Source organism: Burkholderia sp. NRF60-BP8, assembly GCF_001522585.2.
Lineage (GTDB): Bacteria > Pseudomonadota > Gammaproteobacteria > Burkholderiales > Burkholderiaceae > Burkholderia.
In genome coordinates this window covers 1,548,424-1,567,548 of the sequence record NZ_CP013372.1, presented here as the reverse complement: position 1 = coordinate 1,567,548, position 19,125 = coordinate 1,548,424, and the positions used below count along the sequence as shown (strand labels likewise).

At 68.7% G+C, this 19,125-nt stretch carries 17 protein-coding genes; 9 read left to right on the top strand and 8 right to left on the bottom strand.

The annotated features are described in order from the left end of the window. Window positions 1–68: 68 nt before the first annotated feature. A complete protein-coding gene (locus WS54_RS07270; RefSeq protein ID WP_059783326.1) occupies window positions 69–971 on the top strand; it encodes a LysR substrate-binding domain-containing protein in 903 nt (300 codons plus the stop codon). Window positions 972–1,157: 186 nt separating this feature from the next. Continuing rightward, window positions 1,158–1,478 (top strand): pyrimidine/purine nucleoside phosphorylase, encoded by a 321-nt coding sequence (gene ppnP / locus WS54_RS07265; protein WP_006478890.1) that lies wholly within the window; start codon window positions 1,158–1,160, stop codon window positions 1,476–1,478. 98 nt (window positions 1,479–1,576) lie between these two features. Here ppnP and WS54_RS07260 read toward each other — a convergent pair whose 3' ends face one another. From WS54_RS07260 to WS54_RS07245, 4 genes are all read right to left on the bottom strand, one after another. Next, entirely contained in the window at window positions 1,577–1,909 is a 333-nt protein-coding gene (locus WS54_RS07260; RefSeq protein ID WP_059783327.1) for a hypothetical protein, read from the bottom strand. Between the two features lie 485 nt (window positions 1,910–2,394). Continuing rightward, window positions 2,395–4,182, bottom strand: a complete 1,788-nt coding sequence (locus WS54_RS07255) for a chloride channel protein (protein WP_059783329.1) — start codon at window positions 4,180–4,182, stop codon at window positions 2,395–2,397. 20 nt (window positions 4,183–4,202) lie between these two features. After that, window positions 4,203–4,616 carry a MarR family winged helix-turn-helix transcriptional regulator gene (locus WS54_RS07250; protein ID WP_034204702.1) on the bottom strand — a complete coding sequence of 138 codons (414 nt, stop codon included), beginning with the start codon at window positions 4,614–4,616 and terminating at the stop codon, window positions 4,203–4,205. 123 nt (window positions 4,617–4,739) lie between these two features. Then, complete coding sequence (locus tag WS54_RS07245) at window positions 4,740–5,912, bottom strand: HPP family protein (RefSeq protein ID WP_059783331.1); 1,173 nt, start codon at window positions 5,910–5,912, stop codon at window positions 4,740–4,742. Between the two features lie 360 nt (window positions 5,913–6,272). On the opposite strand from WS54_RS07245, the gene WS54_RS07240 reads away from it, so the two are divergent. Then, complete coding sequence (locus WS54_RS07240) at window positions 6,273–7,241, top strand: LysR family transcriptional regulator (RefSeq protein WP_034204704.1); 969 nt, start codon at window positions 6,273–6,275, stop codon at window positions 7,239–7,241. A gap of 25 nt (window positions 7,242–7,266) precedes the next feature. On the opposite strand, the gene WS54_RS07235 is transcribed toward WS54_RS07240, so the two are convergent. Together WS54_RS07235 and WS54_RS07230 are read right to left on the bottom strand one after the other, a co-directional pair. Further along, entirely contained in the window at window positions 7,267–8,631 is a 1,365-nt protein-coding gene (locus WS54_RS07235) for an MFS transporter (RefSeq protein ID WP_059783332.1), read from the bottom strand. Window positions 8,632–8,695: 64 nt separating this feature from the next. Then, complete coding sequence (locus WS54_RS07230) at window positions 8,696–9,634, bottom strand: 2-hydroxyacid dehydrogenase (RefSeq protein ID WP_059784974.1); 939 nt, start codon at window positions 9,632–9,634, stop codon at window positions 8,696–8,698. Between the two features lie 113 nt (window positions 9,635–9,747). Here WS54_RS07230 and WS54_RS07225 point away from each other — a divergent pair, with 113 nt between their 5' ends. Beyond that, window positions 9,748–10,656: a LysR substrate-binding domain-containing protein gene (locus WS54_RS07225; RefSeq protein WP_034204706.1), complete on the top strand. Its 909-nt coding sequence runs from the start codon at window positions 9,748–9,750 to the stop codon at window positions 10,654–10,656. A gap of 174 nt (window positions 10,657–10,830) precedes the next feature. On the opposite strand, the gene WS54_RS07220 is transcribed toward WS54_RS07225, so the two are convergent. Then, entirely contained in the window at window positions 10,831–11,919 is a 1,089-nt protein-coding gene (locus WS54_RS07220) for a calcium:proton antiporter (protein ID WP_034204707.1), read from the bottom strand. A gap of 542 nt (window positions 11,920–12,461) precedes the next feature. On the opposite strand from WS54_RS07220, the gene WS54_RS07215 reads away from it, so the two are divergent. The 5 genes from WS54_RS07215 to WS54_RS07195 all read left to right on the top strand — a co-directional run bounded on the left by WS54_RS07215 (window position 12,462) and on the right by WS54_RS07195 (window position 18,202). After that, window positions 12,462–14,018: a 3-hydroxyacyl-CoA dehydrogenase gene (locus WS54_RS07215; RefSeq protein WP_059783334.1), complete on the top strand. Its 1,557-nt coding sequence runs from the start codon at window positions 12,462–12,464 to the stop codon at window positions 14,016–14,018. A 55-nt stretch (window positions 14,019–14,073) separates the two neighbouring features. Further along, complete coding sequence (gene paaK / locus WS54_RS07210) at window positions 14,074–15,396, top strand: phenylacetate--CoA ligase PaaK (RefSeq protein WP_059783336.1); 1,323 nt, start codon at window positions 14,074–14,076, stop codon at window positions 15,394–15,396. Window positions 15,397–15,436: 40 nt separating this feature from the next. Further along, entirely contained in the window at window positions 15,437–16,237 is an 801-nt protein-coding gene (locus tag WS54_RS07205; protein ID WP_059783337.1) for an enoyl-CoA hydratase-related protein, read from the top strand. A gap of 138 nt (window positions 16,238–16,375) precedes the next feature. Further along, window positions 16,376–17,047 (top strand): MarC family protein, encoded by a 672-nt coding sequence (locus WS54_RS07200; protein WP_034204711.1) that lies wholly within the window; start codon window positions 16,376–16,378, stop codon window positions 17,045–17,047. A gap of 174 nt (window positions 17,048–17,221) precedes the next feature. Beyond that, window positions 17,222–18,202, top strand: a complete 981-nt coding sequence (locus WS54_RS07195; RefSeq protein WP_059783339.1) for an aldo/keto reductase — start codon at window positions 17,222–17,224, stop codon at window positions 18,200–18,202. Between the two features lie 25 nt (window positions 18,203–18,227). Here WS54_RS07195 and WS54_RS07190 read toward each other — a convergent pair whose 3' ends face one another. Beyond that, on the bottom strand, window positions 18,228–19,094 hold the full coding sequence (locus WS54_RS07190; RefSeq protein WP_059784981.1) for a CPBP family intramembrane glutamic endopeptidase: 867 nt from the start codon (window positions 19,092–19,094) through the stop codon (window positions 18,228–18,230). Between the last annotated feature and the right edge of the window lie 31 nt (window positions 19,095–19,125).

Here is a 19,125-nt window from a genome sequence, read left to right as displayed (position 1 = left end):
GCTCGGGAATACCCTGAGCCATGGCGCGGCCGGCCGCACGGGGTTTCCACGGATCACGCATTGCCGCCATGAAATACCATCAGCTGAAAGCGTTCGTCACCGCCGCGGAAGAAGGCAGCATTCGCGCGGCCGCGCGGCGCCTGAACGTGTCGCCGGCTGCGCTCACGAAGGCTGTCAAGGAGCTGGAGATCGCGCTCGGCGTATCGCTCGTCGTGCGCACCGCGCGCGGCGTGCAGCTCACCGCGTTCGGCCAGCAGCTGCAGGTGCGCGCGCGGCTGATCGTCGCCGAAATGCAGCGCGCCCGCGACGACATCGAGCAGGCACAGGGCGCGATGACGGGTTCCGTTGCGGCGGCGATCACGCCGGCGGCGGCGGTGACGATCCTGCCCGACGCGTTTCGGGCGTTCCGGCGCCGCTTTCCGGTGGCGCGCGTCAATCTGGTCGAAGGATTTCCCGGCGTCGCACTGCCGCGCCTGCACGACGGTTCGCTCGATTTCGCGGTGGCCGTCGTCGTCCCCGAACTGCTGGCGGCCGAGTTCGATCACGCGGAACTCTATGCGAGCCGTTCGCTGATCGTCGCGCGCAAAGGGCATCCGCTTGCGTCGGCCACCTCGCTCGCCGATCTCGTCGAAGCCGACTGGCTGATGAATCCGTCGCCGGAAAGCTCGACGCAGGTGCTGTTCAACTCGTTCGTCGCGTACGGGTTGCCGGTGCCGACGCGCGTCGTCGAATGCCCAAGCTTCGGTCTTGCGCACAGCCTGATGACCGGTTGCGACCTGATCGCGTCGATGCCGGAGCAATTGTTGCAAGGCGAATGGGCGCGCGACCAGCTCGCGGTGCTGCCGATTCGCGAGCGCTTGCCGGGCGTATCGGTGCAGGTCGTCACGCGCCGCGACAGCCCGCTGACACCGGCCGCGGCGATGCTGCTCGATTGCCTGCGCGATTCCGCGCGACGCAAGGGGCTGCGGTGAGCCGGCGCCTCACGCAGATCACGTAGTGATCCTGACGATCGTGGGACCGGCATGTGCCGGCCACATGCCATTCCGGCGCACGTCGCGCGAGCCGGTATCATAGCGGCCGGCCAGCCGCTACGGTCCGCCGCTACGGCCGGCCTCCCACTCCATCGCCATCCGGCATCCAGCAATCAGAGGCATCACATGACCAGTGCAACCCAATTCGACAACGTATCGGTCGTCAAGCGCGCGAACGTCTATTTCGACGGCAAGTGCGTGTCGCATACCGTGCTCTTCCCGGACGGCACGCGCAAGACGCTCGGCGTGATCCTGCCGTGCGCGCTCAACTTCGGCACGGATGCGCCCGAATTGATGGAAGTGCAGGCCGGCAAGTGCCGCGTGAAGCTCGACGGCAGCAGCGAATGGCAGACCTACGGCGCCGGCGAATCGTTCTCCGTGCCGGGCAAGAGCCGCTTCGACATCGAAGTGCTCGAGACGCTCGATTACGTCTGCAGCTACCTGTAAGACGTTTTTCGCGCAGCAAAGAAAAAGCCCCGCCGAAGCGGGGCTCGTCGCAAGCGGATGGCGCGAGGCCATCCGGAGCGCCTGTTCTCGTTACATCGTTACAGGCAGGCGTTGATGTCGCCGGCGGATGCTGCGTCGCCGCGCACGCCGACCCACGTCTTCGCACCCGGCTGCCACGACGGACGAACCATCGCGGCGGCGCCGTTCGGCGGCTGCTGGCCCGGTGCGTACACGTCGGTCGCCAGGCCGTTGGCCAGCACGTTCTGCGAGATCACCTGTTGTTGCGACTTGTCGGCCCAGGTCTTGGCGATGCACACCGAGACGTCGGGTGCCGCCTTCTGGCTTTGTCCCACGTTCTGCACGGCAGGTTCGGCGGCATGAGCAGAAATTGCCACGGTCAATGCGATGAGCGGTAAGTATTTCGCGTTCACGTTATCTCCCTCGAGTCGTGATTGATTGAGTGGGATGCGCAGCAGTGCTGCGTGCTAGTGAGATCGCCTCTGGCAGGCTCGGTTCCGGTCATTCCGAAACAAGTTGTTAACGTGCTTGCCAAACGGCGGCTCGGATGCTGCCGCATGTTGCTGCGGCGCGGCATGCGTCGCGTACGGCTCGACGTCATGCGTGGCGCGGTCGCTGCGCTGCCCGGTCGTGGCGTGGTGAGGTGACGGCCGCGGCGGGCGGCATGTGCGTGCATGCCGCGCCGCGACTCTTTATCTGATGACGAAGTGGAATGGCTGATGAATGGCCCCGTCGCATGAGCACCATGATGACAAACTTTCGCTTGCCGAATTGTTAACCAACTTTAAACGGAGAAGAGGGCCGCGCCGCGATGCGGCGCGCGACGGGCGCGCGGCATCGTGCAGCGACGTGAGGCGGGCAAGCGGTGCGCGGCCGGGCGCCGCGCACGCGAGGCGTGTCAACCAGGCTTGCGCGAGCGGGCGTCGCGCAGGTTGGGCGGGACGACCGGGCGGAAGCGCTCGCGCTTGTGTTCGTCGTCGAAGTGCTGGCGTGCCGGCTTGATCAGGTCGCTGCGCGACACGATGCCCGCGATGCGCAGCGATTGCTCGTCGGCGACCACCGGCAGGCGCTCGAGGCCGAGCATCGCGAGGCGCGACGCGACGACGCGGCACGTTTCGTGCGCCAGCGCGATGGCCGGTGCGCGGTCGGCGAACGCGGCCGAGATCGGCGCGTCGGCGCCGGCCCGTGCACGCTGTGCGTCGAGTGTCGCGCGATCGACGAGGCCGAGCAGGCGGCCGTTCTGCACGACCGGATACGCGCGGTGCGTCTGCTTCGCGCCGAAGTATTGCGTGTCGACGGTAGCGAGCGTCGCGGAACCGTCGATCGCGACGAGCCGATCGGCCGACGTCATCACTTCGCCGACGTCGTGCCGCTCGAGCGGATCGACGCCGTATTCGCGATAGATGTGGTAGCCGCGGCGTGCGATCTTTTCCGTCATGATCGAGCGCTTCATCACGACGGTCGCGAAGCCGTGCGCGACGAGCGTCGCGGCGAGCAGCGGCAGCAGCGCGTTGGCGTCGTGCGTGAGGCCGAAGGCGAACACGATCGCGGTGAGCGGGGCGCCCAGCGTGGCGCCGAGCGTCGCGGCCATGCACACGAGCGGCCACAGCACCGGATCGCCGCCCGGCAGCACCGGCGACAGCACGGTGCCAAGGCCGGCGCCGAGCATCAGCAACGGGGCGAGCACACCGCCCGAGGTGCCCGAGCCGAGCGCGATCACCCACATCACGGCTTTCACGATCAGTAGCGCGAGCGCGACCTTCAGCGCGATGTGCTGGTGCAGCAGGTCGCCGATCACGTCGTAGCCGACGCCGAGCGCGCGCGGCTCGAGCCAGCCGCCGATGCCGATCACGATCGCGCCGAGTGCAGGCCACCACATCCAATGCACGGGCAGCTTCGCGAAGGTGTCCTCGACGCGGTAGAGCGCCGCCGACAACCCGCACGCGAGCATGCCCGACAGCAGGCCCGCGACGATGCACGACAGCAGCGCGACGGGCGTCGGCGCGGCGGTCGTCACCGGAAACAGCGGATCGACGCCGAAGAACACCACGCGTGCGAACCCTGCGACCGCGCACGCGAGTGCGACCGGCAGGAAACTGCGCGGACGCCATTCGAACAGCAGCAGTTCGACCGCGAGCAGCACGGCGGCCACCGGCGTGCCGAACACGGCCGTCATGCCGGCGGCCGCACCGGCGACGAGCAGCGTCTTGCGCTCGGCGGCGGTCACGTGCACGCATTGCGCGATCAGCGAGCCGAGCGCGCCGCCCGTCATGATGATCGGGCCTTCGGCGCCGAACGGGCCGCCGCTGCCGATCACGACGCCGGACGACAGCGGCTTGAGAATCGCGACCTTCGGCGACATGCGGCTCTTGCCGAACAGGATCGCCTCGATCGCTTCGGGAATGCCGTGGCCGCGGATCTTTTCCGAACCGAAACGCGCCATCAGGCCGACGACCAGCCCGCCGATCACCGGCACGGCGATCACCCATGCGCCGAGCGTGTTGTTCGCGGGCGAATGGTCGGCGAACGAGAACTGCTGGAAGAAGAACAGGTTCGTGAACAGGTGGATCAGGCTCAACAGCACGAACGCGGCAAGCGTGCTGAGCAGGCCGATCCCGGCGGCAAGCAACGCGATCCTGGGCAGGCGTTCGTTGATTGAGAAATCGCGTTTGTGTGGTGCGTTCATCGGCGTGGCGAGGGCAAGGGTCAGTAATCGATCTGGGGAACCTGGAACGTGTCCTTGAGCGACTTCAGCTCGGCGCGGTGCATGGCCGCGAGACGGGCGAGCAGCGTTTCGCCGGCCTGTTCGAGGTGGACTTCGACCTGGCGACGGTCGGCCTCGCTCGGCTTGCGCTTCACGAGCCCGAGCGCTTCGCAGCGCGTCACCAGCGCCACGACGCCGTGGTGCTGCGCCTGCAGGCGTTCCGCGAGCTCGCCGATGGTCGCCCATTCGCGATGCGGATAGCCCTTGATGTGCAGCAGCAGCAGGTATTGCAGCGGCGTCACGCCTTCGCTTTGCGCGGCGCGCTCGGAGAAGCGCTCGAAGCGGCGCATCTGGTAGCGGAACTCGGACAGTTGCTGGAAATCGCTTTTCGCGAGCGCGCGTCGGGTATCGTTCATCGAGGTCGGTCGGGCAGTCGGTTACGGTGGCGGTAAATATATCACAACATGATATAAATGGCCGAAATACCGCTGAGTGGTTGCATTCTGTGTTTCGCAGGCGGTGACGGCGCGGGATGCGCGCTACGCGGCCTCGAGCATCCGGGTCTGCCGATAAAGGCCCGTGACGAGATCGGTCTGCGTGATGATGCCGGTGAGCCGGCGCGACGCATCGACGACCGGAATATGGTGGTGGCCCGAATGCGTAAACAGCGGCACGAGCGCCGTGATCGGCATCGTTTCCGGCACCGACGCGACGTCGCGCGTCATCACGGACGCGACGCTCGCGGGCTGGCCGCCGAACGATTGCGGCAGCCGCGCGGACAGGCGCTGCCACAGCGGGGTCGGACGGCGCAACTGGCGCGTGAGGTCGGCGCGCGTGACGATGCCGGTCAGGCGGCCTTCGCCGTCGACCACGGGTAGCGCCTTCACGCGGTGTCGGTTGAGCAGCGTCAGTGCGGTCGCGATCGACGTCGACGGCGCGACCTCGATCGCATTCTTCGTCATCAGGTCCGCGCACTTCAACTGGCCGAACGTGCGCGTATAGGCCTGCATTTCGGTTTCGCGCAGCAGCGCTTCGAGATCGTCCGGATCGACGTCGAGCCATTCGCTGCGGCGTTTCAGCACCGCGTCGAGGTCGCCGCGCGTGAAGCCGCCGCGCGCCGGTGCGGCGCCGGCCTGCTGTTTCGCTTCGGGGCGCACGCCGCCGTGCGGATAGCGGTGCCCGGTCAGCGCGTGATAGACGAGCGCGGCCGACAGCAGGATCGCCGATTGCAGCGCGATCGGCTGCAGGACGAAGCCGAAGCCGAGCGAATGGATCGCCGGGCCGCCGACCACGGCCGTGAGCGCGACGGCGCCCGACGGCGGATGCACGCAGCGCAGCGCGAACATGCCGCCGATCGCGCAGGCGATCGCGACTGCGGCGGCCGTGATCGGATCGGCGATCCATTGCGCGCACGCGACGCCGACCGTCGCCGCGACGAGATTGCCGCCGATGATCGACCACGGCTGCGCGAGCGGGCTCGCCGGCACTGCGAACAGCAGCACGGCCGACGCTCCCATCGGCGCGACGAGCAGCGGCACGAGGCCCGGCACGCCGGGCAGCATCCGCATCGTGACGCCGACCGTCGCAATGCCCACGAGCGCGCCGGTGCACGAGCGCAGGCGCTCGCGCCAGCCGAGCGTCATCGGATGGGGAATGAAGCTGTGCAGCCATTGCCGCAACGTGCGGCGCGACGGAGAGGAACCTGACGACATGGACGGTAAGCGGTAGAGATGACGACGCGGGGCGGGGCGACGAGCGCGAAATTATATCGCGTTGTGATACATGTTGTCGCGCCGCATCAAGCCGTTGCACGCGCGCGATGCACGAATCTTGCAAATACCTTTCATCGGGTGGAAGCTTCCGCACGCGTAACCGCGCAAATTTGTCTGCAGCGGCGTACAATTCGGCGCAATCAATTCCCCCGTCATGCCAGAACCCCGTCCGCGATGCCCGCTCTCCCGCCTTTTCCCCGGCACGGCGATCGATTCGGCGCGGTTCGCGGCCGCGTTCCGTTACCCCTGTGACGCGAGCGCCGCCGACGCCTCCCCACTGACTTTCCCCAAGCCAATTCAATGGACATGCTCGAAAACATGCGCCTGTTCGTGCGCGTTGTCGAAGCCGGCAGCTTTACCGCGGTCGCGAAGGAAATCGACGCGACCACCGCACAGGTGTCGCGCGCCGTCTCGAACCTCGAGGCCCACGTACAGACGCGCCTGCTGCATCGCACGACCCGCCACCTCGGCCTGACCGAAAGCGGCGAGCGCTATTTCGAGCGCGCGAAATCGATCCTCGCGGAACTCGACTACGCGAACGCGGAGGCGCGCAACGCGTTGTTGCGGCCGAGCGGCAAGATGCGCATTCATGCGATGACGGGGCTCGGGCAGAGCCATGTCGTGTCGTCGATCGTGCGCTACCAGGCGGACAACCCCGACGTGTCGGTCGAGCTGACGCTGGCGCAGCGGATGCCGAATCTGGTCGAAGAGGGCTACGACGTGTCGATCGTGACGGCGTCGCAGTTGCCCGATTCGGGCTATGTCGCGCAGACCTGCGGCACGAGCTGCAGCGTGCTCGTCGCATCGCGCGAATACCTGGCGCGGCACGGCACGCCGCACACGCCCGACGATCTGCCGAACCACGTGTGCCTGCGTCTCGACACGCCCGCGTCGCCGGCCGGCGAATGGCGGCTCGAGCGCAGCGACGGCGAGGAAACCGTCTACGCGCTGCAGCCGGCGCCGTTCCAGGTCAACGTGCCGGACGCGCTGTGCGTCGCGGTGCGCGCCGGGCGCGGGATCGCGTGCGTGGCGCTGTATACGGTGCTCGACGATATCCGCGAAGGGCGCCTGATCCGCGTGCTGCCCGAGTACCGGCTGCAGACGGTGAGCGTCTATGCCGTCTACGCGACGCGCCGCTATCTCGATGCGAAGATCCGCACCTTCCTCGATCACTTGCGCACGACGCTCACGCCGGCGCTGGAGAACGATCTGCGCGAGCTCGACCGGCTCACGACGGAGCACGTGCCGGGCGGCCGCCAGCCTGCGTGACGGCGCGTGCGTGCCGCCGCGCCGCTCATGCGGCCGGCGCGATGCGGATCCGCTCGAAGCGGCCCGCGAGCCAGACATGCGCCGCAATGCCGATCAGCCCGTGCGCGGCGACGAACCATAACGCGCCGGCGAACGAGCCGGTGCTGGCGACGAAGTAGCCGATCACGAGCGGCGTGACGATGCCGGCGATGTTGCCGAGACCGTTGAAGACGCCGCCGCTCAAGCCGACCATGCCTTCCGGCGCCGTGTCGGCGAGCACCGCCCAGCCGACCGCCGCGAGCCCCTTGCCGAAGAACGCGATCGTCATCAGCGCGATCACGACCGCGTTCGACGATGCGCCGTTCGCGAGCACGAGCAGCGTCGCCATCGCCATCCCCGCGACGAACGGCGTCTTGCGCGCCCTCGACGGATGCATGCCGCGCCGGATCAGCCAGTCCGACAGCACGCCGCCGAGCACGCCGCCCGTGAAGCCGCAGATCGCCGGCAGCGCGGCGACCCAGCCGGCTTCCACGATCGTCATCCCGCGCCCCTTGATCAGGTAGATCGGGAACCACGTGATGAAGAAGTAGGTGAGGGCCGTGATGCAGTACTGACCGATGTAGATCGCCCACAGGTTCCGGTGGCGGAACAGCTGCGACACGTCCCGCCACGACGCGCGCGACCGCTCGCGCACGCGATTCGCCTCGAGATCGACGAGCGCGCCGTGGGCGCGCAGGTGGTCGCGCTCCGCGTCGGTCATGCGTGGGTGGCCGTGCGGCTCGCGATACCACGCGAACCACAGCACGGCGAGCGCGATGCCGAGCAGCCCCATCCACAGGAATACGTGCTCCCAGCCGAGCGCATGCGTGAGCCACGCCATCGCCGGCGTGAACAGCACGACGGCCATGTATTGCGCGGAATTGAACAGCGCCGATGCGGTGCCGCGTTCGGCGGTCGGGAACCAGCATGCGACGATCCGCGAATTGGCCGGAAACGCCGGCGATTCGACGAGGCCGAGCATGAAGCGCATCGCGAACAGCGCGAGCGTCGCGGCCGCGCCTTGCACGGCGAACGCGCCGACCGTGCCCTGCAGCATCGTGAATACCGACCACAGCAACAGGCTCAGGCCGTACACGCGTCGCGCGCCGAAGCGGTCGAGCAGCCAGCCGCCCGGGATCTGACCGATCGCATAGGCCCACGCGAACGCCGAAAAGACGACGCCGAGCTGCACGGGCGTGAGCCCGAGGTCATGCGCGACGCCGGTGCCGGCGATCGACATCGTCGCGCGATCCGCATAGTTGACGACGGTGACCGCGAAAATCAGCGCGAGAACCGCATAACGGATCCGGCCGATCGTGCGCGAGGCGGCGGGCGAGGCGGCGACGGCAGCGCCGCTGGATCGATTGAACATGCGTGTCTCCTGGCCTCCGTCGCGCGGAGGCATCCGGTGTTGTAACGGGAGGGCGGTGCCGCGCTCAGCGCGTGACGCTGGTCGGCGGGCGCTGGCCCGCGAAGCACGCGGCGAGGTTGGCGAGCACGATGCGGCCCATTGCCTCGCGCGTTTCGTGCGTGGCGCTCGCGCGGTGCGGCTGCACGACGACGCGGTCGAGTTCGAGCAGCGCGGCCGGCACGTGCGGTTCGTTCGCGAACACGTCGAGACCGGCGCCGGCGATCGTGCCGTCGGCCAGTGCGCGCACGAGCGCGGCTTCGTCGACCAGCTTGCCGCGCGCGACATTGATCAGGAATCCTTTGGGACCGAGCGCGGCGAGCACGTCGGCCGTCACCAGCACGTTGCCGTGATCGGCCGAGGCTGCGATCACGAGCACGTCGCTGTCGCGCGCGAGCGCGGCGAGGTCGGGCACGAAGCGATAGCCGCTGTCGCGATGTTCGCGTGGGCCGAAGTAAGCGACGGGCATCCGGAACGCCTGCGCGCGCTGCGCGATCGCGCGTCCGACGCGGCCGAGCCCGACGATGCCGAGACGCTTGCCGGTGACCTGCGTCGCGAGCGGCTGGGCCGTTTTGCCCCAGCGGCCGGCGCGCACGATGCGCTCGCCCGCGCCGAGGTCGCGCAGGGTCGTCAGGATCAGCCCCAGCGCCATGTCGGCGACGTCGTCGGTGAGCACGTCGGGGGTCGTCGTCACGTGGATGCCGCGTGCCCGGGCGCGCTCGAGATCGACCGCGTCGGTGCCGATGCCGTTGATCGCGACGATCTCGAGCGCGCCGAGCCGGTCCATCAGCGCGGCGGACAGGCCGTTCGCGCCGCCGGTCACGACGCCGCGAATGCGCGGCGCCACGCGATCGAGCAGCGCGTCCGGCCGCTCGGTCGCATACAGCCGGTGCACGGTGTAACGCGCGGACAGTTCGGCGTCGATGGTGTCGGGCAGCGGCTGGGTCAGCAGGATGTCGATGGGCATGAAGGTCTCGGTCGTCGTGCGCGGCACGGGCTGCGCATCAGGTGGAACCGAGTATAGAAATCGAATCGATATCGGTCTAACATCAAAAGACTATCGATTGATTCAAGATTTGAATGATTGAACTCCATCAGCTTCGCTGTTTCGTCGCGGTGGCCGAAGAGTTGCATTTCGGCCGTGCGGCCCGGCGGCTCTTCATGACTCAGCCGCCGCTCAGCCGGCAAATCCAGTTGCTCGAGCACGCGCTCGGCATCGCGCTGCTCGAGCGCAGCAGCCGGCAGGTCAGCCTGACCGCGGCCGGCGAACGCTTCCTGCGCGACGCGCGGCACATCCTCGAATTTTCCGCACGGGCCGAGCAGGCCGCGCAGCGCGTCGCGCATGGCGGGGCCGGGCGCATCACGCTCGGTTTCACGGCCGTGAGCGCGTACCGGATGATCCCGGTGCTGCTCGCGCACGCGGCGCATGCGTTGCCGGACGTCGACGTCGAACTGCGCGAGATGGTGTCGACCGTGCAGATCGACGCGCTCGCGTCGCGGATGCTCGACGCGGGCTTCGTGCGCCAGCGCGCCGCGCGCCAGCCGCTCGAATACCGGCTCGTGCAGCGCGAACCGATGCTCGTCGCGGTCGCGGAAGGCGCGCCGCTCGCGGCCTACGAGCAGATCGGTCCGGACGAGCTCGACCGGCAGCCGTTCATCGCGTATTCGCCGAACGAGGGCAAGTATTTCCACGACATGATTTCGGGGATGTTCGCGGGCGCCGGGCGGCTGCCGAACTACCTGCATTACGTCGGCCAGACGCATACGATCCTCGGCCTCGTGCGCGCGGGGCTCGGCGCGGCGCTGGTGCCCGCGTCGGCGCGCGAGCTTCATGTGGACGGCGTGGTGTTCCGGCCGCTGGCGGGCGTCAACGTGGCGGCCGAGTTGTATCTCGCATGGCGCGCGGACAACGACAATCCGGCGCTGCCGGTGTTCAACGCGATGGTCGAGCGGTTCTTGACCGCGAGCACGGACGACGCCGGCGCCTAGTTGCGCTTGCTCGCGCGAGCCGATAGCCAGCCGCCACGTGACGCGCCGTCGATCCGGCGGCATCTTGCGATTGCAGCCCTGTCACGACGGCGTGAAGCGAGGAAGGGAGAAGAGGCCTGAAGACCTGCGCGCGGCCGTGCGGCGAGCATCCGCCGGCGCGCGCGCATCGGGACGTCAGTGGGTGATCGACAGGAACAGGTACGCGGCGAACAGCGCGACGTGCACGACGCCGTGCAGCACCGTCGTGCGTCCCTGACTCAGCGTGAGCGTGCTGACCAGCAGCGTGAGCGCCAGCAGGACCGTTTCCATCGCGCCGATCCCGAGCGTGAGCGGCTGGCCGACCCAGATGAACACGGCCGCGACGGTCGGGATCGTGAGCCCGATGCTCGCGAGCGCCGAACCCAGTGCGAGATTCATGCTGGTCTGCAGGCGGTTCGCCCGCGCGGCGGTGACGGCCGCGAGCCCTTCCGGCAGCAGCACGAGCGCGGCGATCACGATACCGACCGCGGCTTCGGGCGCGCCGAGTTTCAGCACCGCATGCTCGACGGCCGGCGACAGCAGCTTCGCGAGCAGCACGACCGCGACGAGGCTCGCGAACAGCAGCACCATGCTGATGATCGCGGTGCGGTTGCTCGGCGCCGCCGCGTGCACCGCTTCGTCCGCGCTGTCGTGCGCGGCGAGGAAGTAGTCGCGGTGACGCACGGTCTGCACGAACACGAATGCGCCGTACAGCACCAGCGACGCGACGCCGGCGAACGCGAGCTGCGATTTCGAGAAGAACGGGCCGGGCGCGGCGTTCAGGTAGTTCGGCATCACGAGCGACAGCACCGACAGCGACGCGAGCACCGCGAGCGCCTTGCTCGCGCCGCGCCCCTGGAAGTCCTGTTCGCCGTGCTTCCACGCGCCGACCAGCAGGCAGATGCCGACGATGCCATTACAGATGATCATCACGGCGGCGAACACGGTGTCGCGCGCGAGGCCCGATTTTTCGGGGCCCGCGCCGAGCATCACCGACACGATCAGCGCGACCTCGATGACGGTCACTGCGACCGCGAGCACGAGCGTGCCGAACGGTTCGCCGACGCGGTGCGCGACGACTTCCGCATGGTGGACGGCGGCGAACACGGCGCCGGCGAGCGCGGCGGCGAACACCGCGATGACGAGACCTTCGACCGGCACGACGCGCGACAGCGCGAGTACCAGCCAGGCGGCAAGCGGGGCCCAGAGGGTCCAGCGCGGGAGCTGGTTGGACGAGAGCGGCATGAGGGTTTCCTTATGCGAGCGGCGGCGCGCGACGCGCCGTCACGGGTTGACGAAGCCCGGCCGTACTATCCGCCGAACGAAGACGATGAAACCGAAGAGGGGCGGCACGCAACGGCGCAGCCCTGGGTTCGCTGCCGCGAGGCGGCGAGGGGCGCGGGCGGGCCGAAGCCCGTCGCGGGATGAAACGGTTCGAAGCGGTTGTCCGCGGACGGCAAGACGAGCACCTGAGGCGACACGCGGGCCGGAAGCTCGATTCGACCCCGAAAAGGGGCGATGGACGGCGGTGACGGCGCGACACGCATTCCCCCCTGGAATCCGGCAATTTGTCGAATTTTATCAGGCGTTCGGGGGGCACTATCTCATATTCGAACCCTTACGTTGACCTTTCGGTAGACAAAAAGTTGCCCCGACCTTTCGATTTTTGTCGTTGCAGATTTCGTAACGGTTTTTTGCAAGACACATTCGGGCTCGCCCTGACATAAATCTACCGACCGGTCGGTTTATAATCGCTCGCACTTCCACTTCATGACGGATCGCAAGCGATGGCTGTTTCCTCTGCACATTCGGTGAACTCGGGCGCGCTCGCGCCGTCGGCCGTCGTCGGCGTGATCGGCGCCGGCGCGATGGGCGCAGGCATTGCGCAGGTCGCGGCGGCGGCCGGCCATGCGGTGTTGCTGTACGACCTGAACGAGGCGGCCTGCGACAAGGCGTTGGCCGGCATCCGCACGCAGTTCGCGCGGCTGGCGGAGAAGGGCCGGCTCGAACCGGCGCAGGCCGAGGCGGCCGGCAACCGGATCCGCGCGGTGCGCGCGCTGGCCGATTTCGCGGGCGCCGCGCTGATCGTCGAGGCGGCGGCCGAACGGCTCGAGGTGAAGCGCGAGATCTTCGCGACCCTCGAACGCCATGTCGACGACGCATGCGTGCTGGCGACCAACACGTCGTCGATCTCGATCACGTCGATCGCGGCCGGGCTGCGCGTGCCGCAGCGCGTCGCCGGCCTGCATTTCTTCAACCCGGCGCCGCTGATGGCGCTCGTCGAGGTGGTCAGCGGGCTCGCGACCGCGCCCGATGTCGCCCGGATGCTTCATGCGACCGCCGCCGCGTGGGGCAAGCAACCGGTGATGGCGAAATCGACGCCGGGCTTCATCGTGAACCGCGTCGCCCGGCCGTATTACGCGGAGGCGCTGCGCGTGCTGAACGAGCAGGGCGGCACGCCGGCTTCGATCGACGCGGTGATGCGCGAAGCCGGCGGCTTCCGGATGGGGCCGTTCGAGCTGATGGACCTGATCGGCCACGACGTGAATTTCGCGGTGACCGAGTCGGTGTTCCGCGCGTACTTCAACGACCCACGCTACACGCCGTCGCTGATCCAGCAGGAACTCGTGAATGCGGGCTTCCTCGGGCGCAAGTCCGGGCGCGGTTTCTATTCGTATGCGGACGGCGCGACGCCGCCCGCGCCCGATTTCGAGCCCGCGCGCACCGCGCCGGCCGAGGTCGCGCTGTTTGCACAGGACGGCCCGGCCGCCGCGCTGCATGCGCGCTTCGTCGACCGCATCGCGAACGCGCGGCGTAACGACGCGCATGCCGACGATCTGCTCGCCGTGGCCGGCCGCGCATCGATCGCACTGACCGACGGCCGGACGGCCGCCGCGCGCGCCGCGCAAACGGGCGTGCCGGATCTCGTGCTCGTCGATCTCGCGCGCGATTACGCGCAGGCCGGCCTCGTCGCGCTGACGCGCGCGCTCCAGTGCAGCGACGCGGCGTATGCGGACGCGGTCGGCCTGTTCCAGCAGGCGGGTTTTCGCGTCGTCGGCGTCGCGGACGTGCCGGGGATGGTCGCGATGCGCACCGTCGCGATGCTCGCGAACGAAGCGGCCGATACGGTGAACCAGGGCGTGTGCTCGCCGGCCGATCTCGATCTCGCGATGGAGAAGGGCGTGAACTATCCGTGCGGCCCGCTCGCGTGGGCCGATGCGATCGGCATCGGCCGCGTGCATCGCGTGCTGTCGAACCTCGCGGCGAGCTACGGCGAGGACCGCTATCGCGTGTCGCCGCGCCTCGCCGCGCTGCACGCGGCCGGTCGCACGTTCCGGTCGTGACCGCCTCGTCACCTCGAACACGACAACGACATCACTCCATTGGAGGAGCACCCCGATGACTCACCCGACGCATCCCGCCGCCGCCCTCGAGCCGATCGAGACCGCCAGCCGCGACGAACTGCAGGCGCTGCAGCTCGAACGCCTCAAATGGTCGCTGCGCCACGCGTACGACAACGTCCCGCACTATCGGCGCACGTTCGATGCGGCGGGCGTGCATCCGGACGACCTGAAGTCGCTCGCCGATCTCGCGAAATTTCCGTTCTCGACCAAGAGCGACCTGCGCGACAACTATCCGTTCGGCCTCTTCGCGGTGCCGCGCGAGCAGGTCGTGCGCGTGCATGCGTCGAGCGGCACGACCGGCAAGCCGACGGTGGTCGGCTACACGGCGCGCGACATCGACACGTGGGCGAACGTGACCGCGCGCTCGATCCGCGCGGCCGGCGGCCGCCCGGGCGATACGCTGCACAACGCGTTCGGCTATGGCCTCTTCACGGGCGGTCTCGGGATTCACTACGGCGCGGAGCGGCTCGGCTGCATGGTCGTGCCGATGTCCGGCGGGCAGACCGAGAAGCAGGTGCAATTGATTCGCGATTTCGAGCCGAAGATCATCCTCGTCACGCCGTCGTACATGCTGAACCTGATCGACGAGATGGTGCGGCAGGGGATGGACCCGGCCGAATCGTCGCTGAAGATCGGCATCTTCGGCGCCGAGCCGTGGACGCAGGCGCTGCGCGACGAAGTGGAAACGCGCGTGGGCATCGACGCGCTCGACATCTACGGGCTGTCGGAAGTGATGGGCCCGGGCGTCGCGTGCGAATGCGTGGAGACGAAGGACGGCCCGGTGATCTGGGAAGATCATTTCTACCCGGAGATCATCGATCCCGTCACCGGCGAAGTGCTGCCCGACGGCAGCCAGGGCGAGCTCGTGTTCACGTCGCTGACGAAGGAGGCGATGCCGGTGATCCGCTACCGCACGCGCGACCTCACCGCGCTGCTGCCGCCGACCGCGCGCGCGATGCGGCGCCTGGCGAAGATCACGGGCCGCTCCGACGACATGCTGATCGTGCGCGGCGTGAACGTGTTCCCGAGCCAGATCGAGGAGATCGTCGTCGCGCTGCCGCAGTTGTCGGGCCAGTTCCAGATCACGCTGTCGCGCGACGGTCACATGGACCGGCTCGACCTCGCGGTCGAGTTGCGTTCCGAAGCGGCGGCGTCCGTCACCGACGGCGAGCGCGCGGCGCTCGCGCGCGAACTGCAGCACCGGATCAAGACGATGGTCGGCGTGTCGTCCGGCGTGACGGTGCTGGCGGCCGGCGGCATCCCCGCGACCGCGACGGGCAAGGCGCGCCGCGTGATCGATCGCCGCCAGGCCGCCTGATTTCGACGTGTGCGTCGTTTTACCCGAGGAAACCTGTTCGATGGATGAATTGAAGACCCTGGCCGTCACGGTCGATGCGCGCGGCATCGCGACCGTTGCGCTGCAGCGCGGCGACGTGCTGAACGCGTTCGACGAGACGATGATCGCGGAGCTCACCGACGCGTTCGCGACGCTCGGCCGGCGCGACGACGTGCGCGCGATCGTGCTGCGTTCGGACGGTCGCGCATTTTGCGCGGGCGCCGACCTGCAGTGGATGCAGCGCGCGAGCGCGAACGATGCGGCCGCGAACCTGCGCGACGCCGAGCGGTTCGCCGCGATGATGCACGCGATCCGGCAGTGCCCGAAACCGACGGTCGCCCGCGTGCAGGGACACGCGTTCGGCGGCGGCGTGGGCCTGTGCGCCGCCTGCGACATCGTGATTGCGAGCGATCACGCGCGATTCTCGGTCAGCGAGGCGCGCTTCGGAATCCTGCCGGCCGTGATCGGCCCGTATCTGGTCGAGGCGGTCGGCCAGCGCCAGGCGCGCCGTCTCGCGTTGACCGCGACGCAGCTCGCGGCTGCCGACGCCGTCGCGATCGGCCTGATTCATCAGGCCGTGCCGCTCGATGTGCTCGACGACACGCTCGAGCGGACGCTCGCGGAGCTCGGCCGCAACGGCCCGCACGCACTGACGGAGATCAAGCGCTTTTTCGATGCGATCGGCGAGTATCCGCCGTCGGACGAACGCGCGGCGTTCACCGCGCAGACGATCTCCCGCGTGCGGGCGACGCCGGAAGCGAAGGAAGGCTTCGCGGCTTTCTTCGCGAAGCGGCCGCCGGCCTGGGAGGCGGGCGCCGAATAAGCGCTGCGCGCCGCACGTTCACGGCGATCGACGGCGAAACCGGGGCGCCCGCATTTTGCGTCTCGGACGCGGGCGCTTGCACTACAATGCGTGACCCCCGGCGCGCTGCCGGCCCCGTCCCGACCGCTGCTTCGCACGATGATCGTCAATCGCCTCGTCTCCGAGATCCTGTTCGGCTTTACCGGCCTGATCGGCATCATCAATCCGATCGGTATCGCGTTCCTGTTTCTCGAACGAACCGAGGCGCTCACCGCGCACGAACGGGATCTGCTCGCGAGGAAGGTCGCGTTCAACGCGTTCGTCGTGCTGATGGTGGCGTTCTTCGCCGGCACGCCGGTGCTGCATTTCTTCGGGATCTCGATGGAAGCGCTGCGGATCGGCGGCGGCTTCGCGGTTGCGGTGGCCGGCTGGCAGATGCTGAACGAACCGGACGGGCCGGGCGGCGGCGACACGCCGATCAAGCCGATCGACGCGAACGCGATCATGACGCGCGCGTTCTTCCCGTTGACGGTGCCGCTCACGGTCGGCCCCGGCTCGATCGCGACCGCGATCGCGTTGAACGCGAACCGCACGCACAAGCTGTCGGAATTCATGCTGTCGAGCATCGTGTCGATCGCCGTGTCGGTGCTCGTCGCGCTCGTGATCTGGCAGGTCTACAGCCGCTCCGCGCTGCTCGCGCGCTACCTCGGCAGCGAAGGGACCAAGGTCGCGAAACGTGTGTCGGCGTTCCTGCTGCTGTGCATCGGCGTGCAGATCATGCTGACCGGCTTCTCCGCGTTCCTGCAGCCGATCGCCGACCAGGTCAAGTAACCGGGCCTTCCGGTTCGTCCTCGTTCGCCCTCGTTCGCCCTTTTTCGTCCTTTCACGCAGCCTGCATGCGGCGCGCGGTCGTACGCGTTCGCGGCATGCGGGATACCATGCGACGTCTGGCGGATGCGCGGCGCGCATCTGGCCGCAACCCCGACTCGAATGGAGAGGCGTGCAATGGAATACGTGAAATTCGGATCGACCGGGCTGGACGTGTCGAAGCTGGTGCTGGGCTGCATGACGTTCGGCGAGCCGTTGCGCGGCACGCATCCGTGGACGCTGCCGGAAGCGGAAAGCCGCCCGATCATCCAGCGGGCGGTCGAGGCCGGCATCAACTTCTTCGACACCGCGAACATGTATTCGGACGGGACGTCCGAGGAGATCGTCGGCCGCGCGCTGCGCGATTTCACGAAGCGCGACGAGGTCGTGATCGCGACGAAGGTGTTCTACCGGATGCGGTCGGGGCCGAACGGCGCCGGCCTGTCGCGCAAGGCGATCATGACCGACATCGACCAGAGCCTGAAGCGGCTCGGCACCGACTACGTCGATCTCTACCAGATTCACCGCTGGGACTACGGCACGCCGATCGAGGAGACGCTCGAGGCGCTGCACGATGTCGTGAAGGCCGGCAAGGCGCGCTATATCGGCGCGTCGTCGATGTTCGCGTGGCAGTTCGCGAAGGCGCTGCATACGTCGAAGCAGAACGGCTGGGCCCGCTTCGTCAGCATGCAGAACCACCTGAACCTGCTGTATCGGGAGGAAGAGCGCGAAATGCTGCCGCTGTGCGAGGACGAAGGCATCGCGGTGATTCCGTGGAGCCCGCTCGCACGCGGGCGCCTGACGCGCAACTGGGACGAAACGTCGGAACGGCAGCAGAAGGACGACGTCGGCCAGCGGCTGTACGACGCGACGGTCGACGCCGACAAGGCGGTCGTCGAGGCCGTCGCGGCGATCGCCGCCGCGCGCAACGTGCCGCGGGCGCAGGTCGCGCTGGCGTGGGTGGCGCACAGGCGCGGCGTGACCGCGCCGATCGTCGGCATCTCGAAGCCGCAGCAGCTGGACGATGCGCTCGGCGCGCTCGCGCTGAAGCTGAGCGCGGACGAGATCGCCGCGCTCGAACGCCCGTACGTGCCGCACGCGGTGGCCGGGTTCAACTGAGCGGCGTCGCTCGCCGGCGCCGCGGTCAGCGCGCGGCGGCCAGCATCGGGTAGGTGAACAGGCCGAAGTGGACGACGTTCAGCCCCGCATGCGCGAGCGCGGCGGCGAGCAGGCCGCCGCGCCGCCACGCGAGCCCGTAGCCGACGCCGGCCACCGTGCCGAGCACGATCCATTGCCAGCCGGCGGCCGCGTGCGCGGCGCCGAACAGCACCGCGCCGGCCGCGAGCGCGACCCACGGGCCCCACGGGTAGGCGCGGAACACGCGGGTCAGTCCGCCTTGCACGTAGCCGCGGAACAGCGCTTCCTCGGCGAGCGTCACCAGCAACAGGTTGTTCACGAGCCACAGCCAGCCGGACGGCGGCCACTTCGGCGCCCAGCCGACCATCCCGAACGCGAGCGCGCCGGCCAGGCACGCGGCGGCCGTGGCGAAGGCCGCCGCCACGCCGGTGCGCAGCGCGCGCAACGGCGCGACGTCGGGAGCCACCCACGGCAGCGCCCACACCAGCCACAAGCCGACGAGCGGCTTGTCGAAATTCAGGTACATCGTGAACGGCACGGCGTCCGGCGTGAAGCGGGTCGGGCCGATCACGCGCGGATTGTGGAAGCCGGGCAGCAGGTGCAGGCTCAGCGCGATCGCGAGCGCCGCAAAGACGAGGTGCGCGGCGATGCGCATCGCGAGCGGGCGCTCGGGCGACACGCCCCAGCCGGCCGCGATCAGCAGCGCGAACGGCGCCAGCGCGATCGGCGCGAGCTGGCCGAACGCCAGGGCGCCCGCATAGCCCAGCGCGGCGAGGCCGATGCTCAGGCCGTGCAGCGGGCGATGCCACGCGAAAGCGGCGGCCGCGAACAGGGCGAGCCAGATCGTGGCACACGGAAGGAGCGAAAGGGACATGACGGGAAGCGGATCGGCGGACGAGACGCCG

Bases quoted from the DNA above. Each gene is read 5' to 3' on its own strand.
- WS54_RS07250 (WP_034204702.1), bottom strand. From the start codon at position 4,616: ATGAACGATACCCGACGCGCGCTCGCGAAAAGCGATTTCCAGCAACTG.
- WS54_RS07230 (WP_059784974.1), bottom strand. From the start codon at position 9,634: ATGCCCATCGACATCCTGCTGACCCAGCCGCTGCCCGACACCATCGAC.
- WS54_RS07220 (WP_034204707.1), bottom strand. From the start codon at position 11,919: ATGCCGCTCTCGTCCAACCAGCTCCCGCGCTGGACCCTCTGGGCCCCG.
- WS54_RS07215 (WP_059783334.1), top strand. From the start codon at position 12,462: ATGGCTGTTTCCTCTGCACATTCGGTGAACTCGGGCGCGCTCGCGCCG.
- WS54_RS07235 (WP_059783332.1), bottom strand. From the start codon at position 8,631: ATGTTCAATCGATCCAGCGGCGCTGCCGTCGCCGCCTCGCCCGCCGCC.
- WS54_RS07270 (WP_059783326.1), top strand. From the start codon at position 69: ATGAAATACCATCAGCTGAAAGCGTTCGTCACCGCCGCGGAAGAAGGC.
- WS54_RS07190 (WP_059784981.1), bottom strand. From the start codon at position 19,094: ATGTCCCTTTCGCTCCTTCCGTGTGCCACGATCTGGCTCGCCCTGTTC.
- WS54_RS07255 (WP_059783329.1), bottom strand. From the start codon at position 4,182: ATGAACGCACCACACAAACGCGATTTCTCAATCAACGAACGCCTGCCC.
- ppnP (WP_006478890.1), top strand. From the start codon at position 1,158: ATGACCAGTGCAACCCAATTCGACAACGTATCGGTCGTCAAGCGCGCG.
- WS54_RS07200 (WP_034204711.1), top strand. From the start codon at position 16,376: ATGATCGTCAATCGCCTCGTCTCCGAGATCCTGTTCGGCTTTACCGGC.
- WS54_RS07225 (WP_034204706.1), top strand. From the start codon at position 9,748: ATGATTGAACTCCATCAGCTTCGCTGTTTCGTCGCGGTGGCCGAAGAG.
- WS54_RS07245 (WP_059783331.1), bottom strand. From the start codon at position 5,912: ATGTCGTCAGGTTCCTCTCCGTCGCGCCGCACGTTGCGGCAATGGCTG.
- paaK (WP_059783336.1), top strand. From the start codon at position 14,074: ATGACTCACCCGACGCATCCCGCCGCCGCCCTCGAGCCGATCGAGACC.
- WS54_RS07195 (WP_059783339.1), top strand. From the start codon at position 17,222: ATGGAATACGTGAAATTCGGATCGACCGGGCTGGACGTGTCGAAGCTG.
- WS54_RS07205 (WP_059783337.1), top strand. From the start codon at position 15,437: ATGGATGAATTGAAGACCCTGGCCGTCACGGTCGATGCGCGCGGCATC.
- WS54_RS07240 (WP_034204704.1), top strand. From the start codon at position 6,273: ATGGACATGCTCGAAAACATGCGCCTGTTCGTGCGCGTTGTCGAAGCC.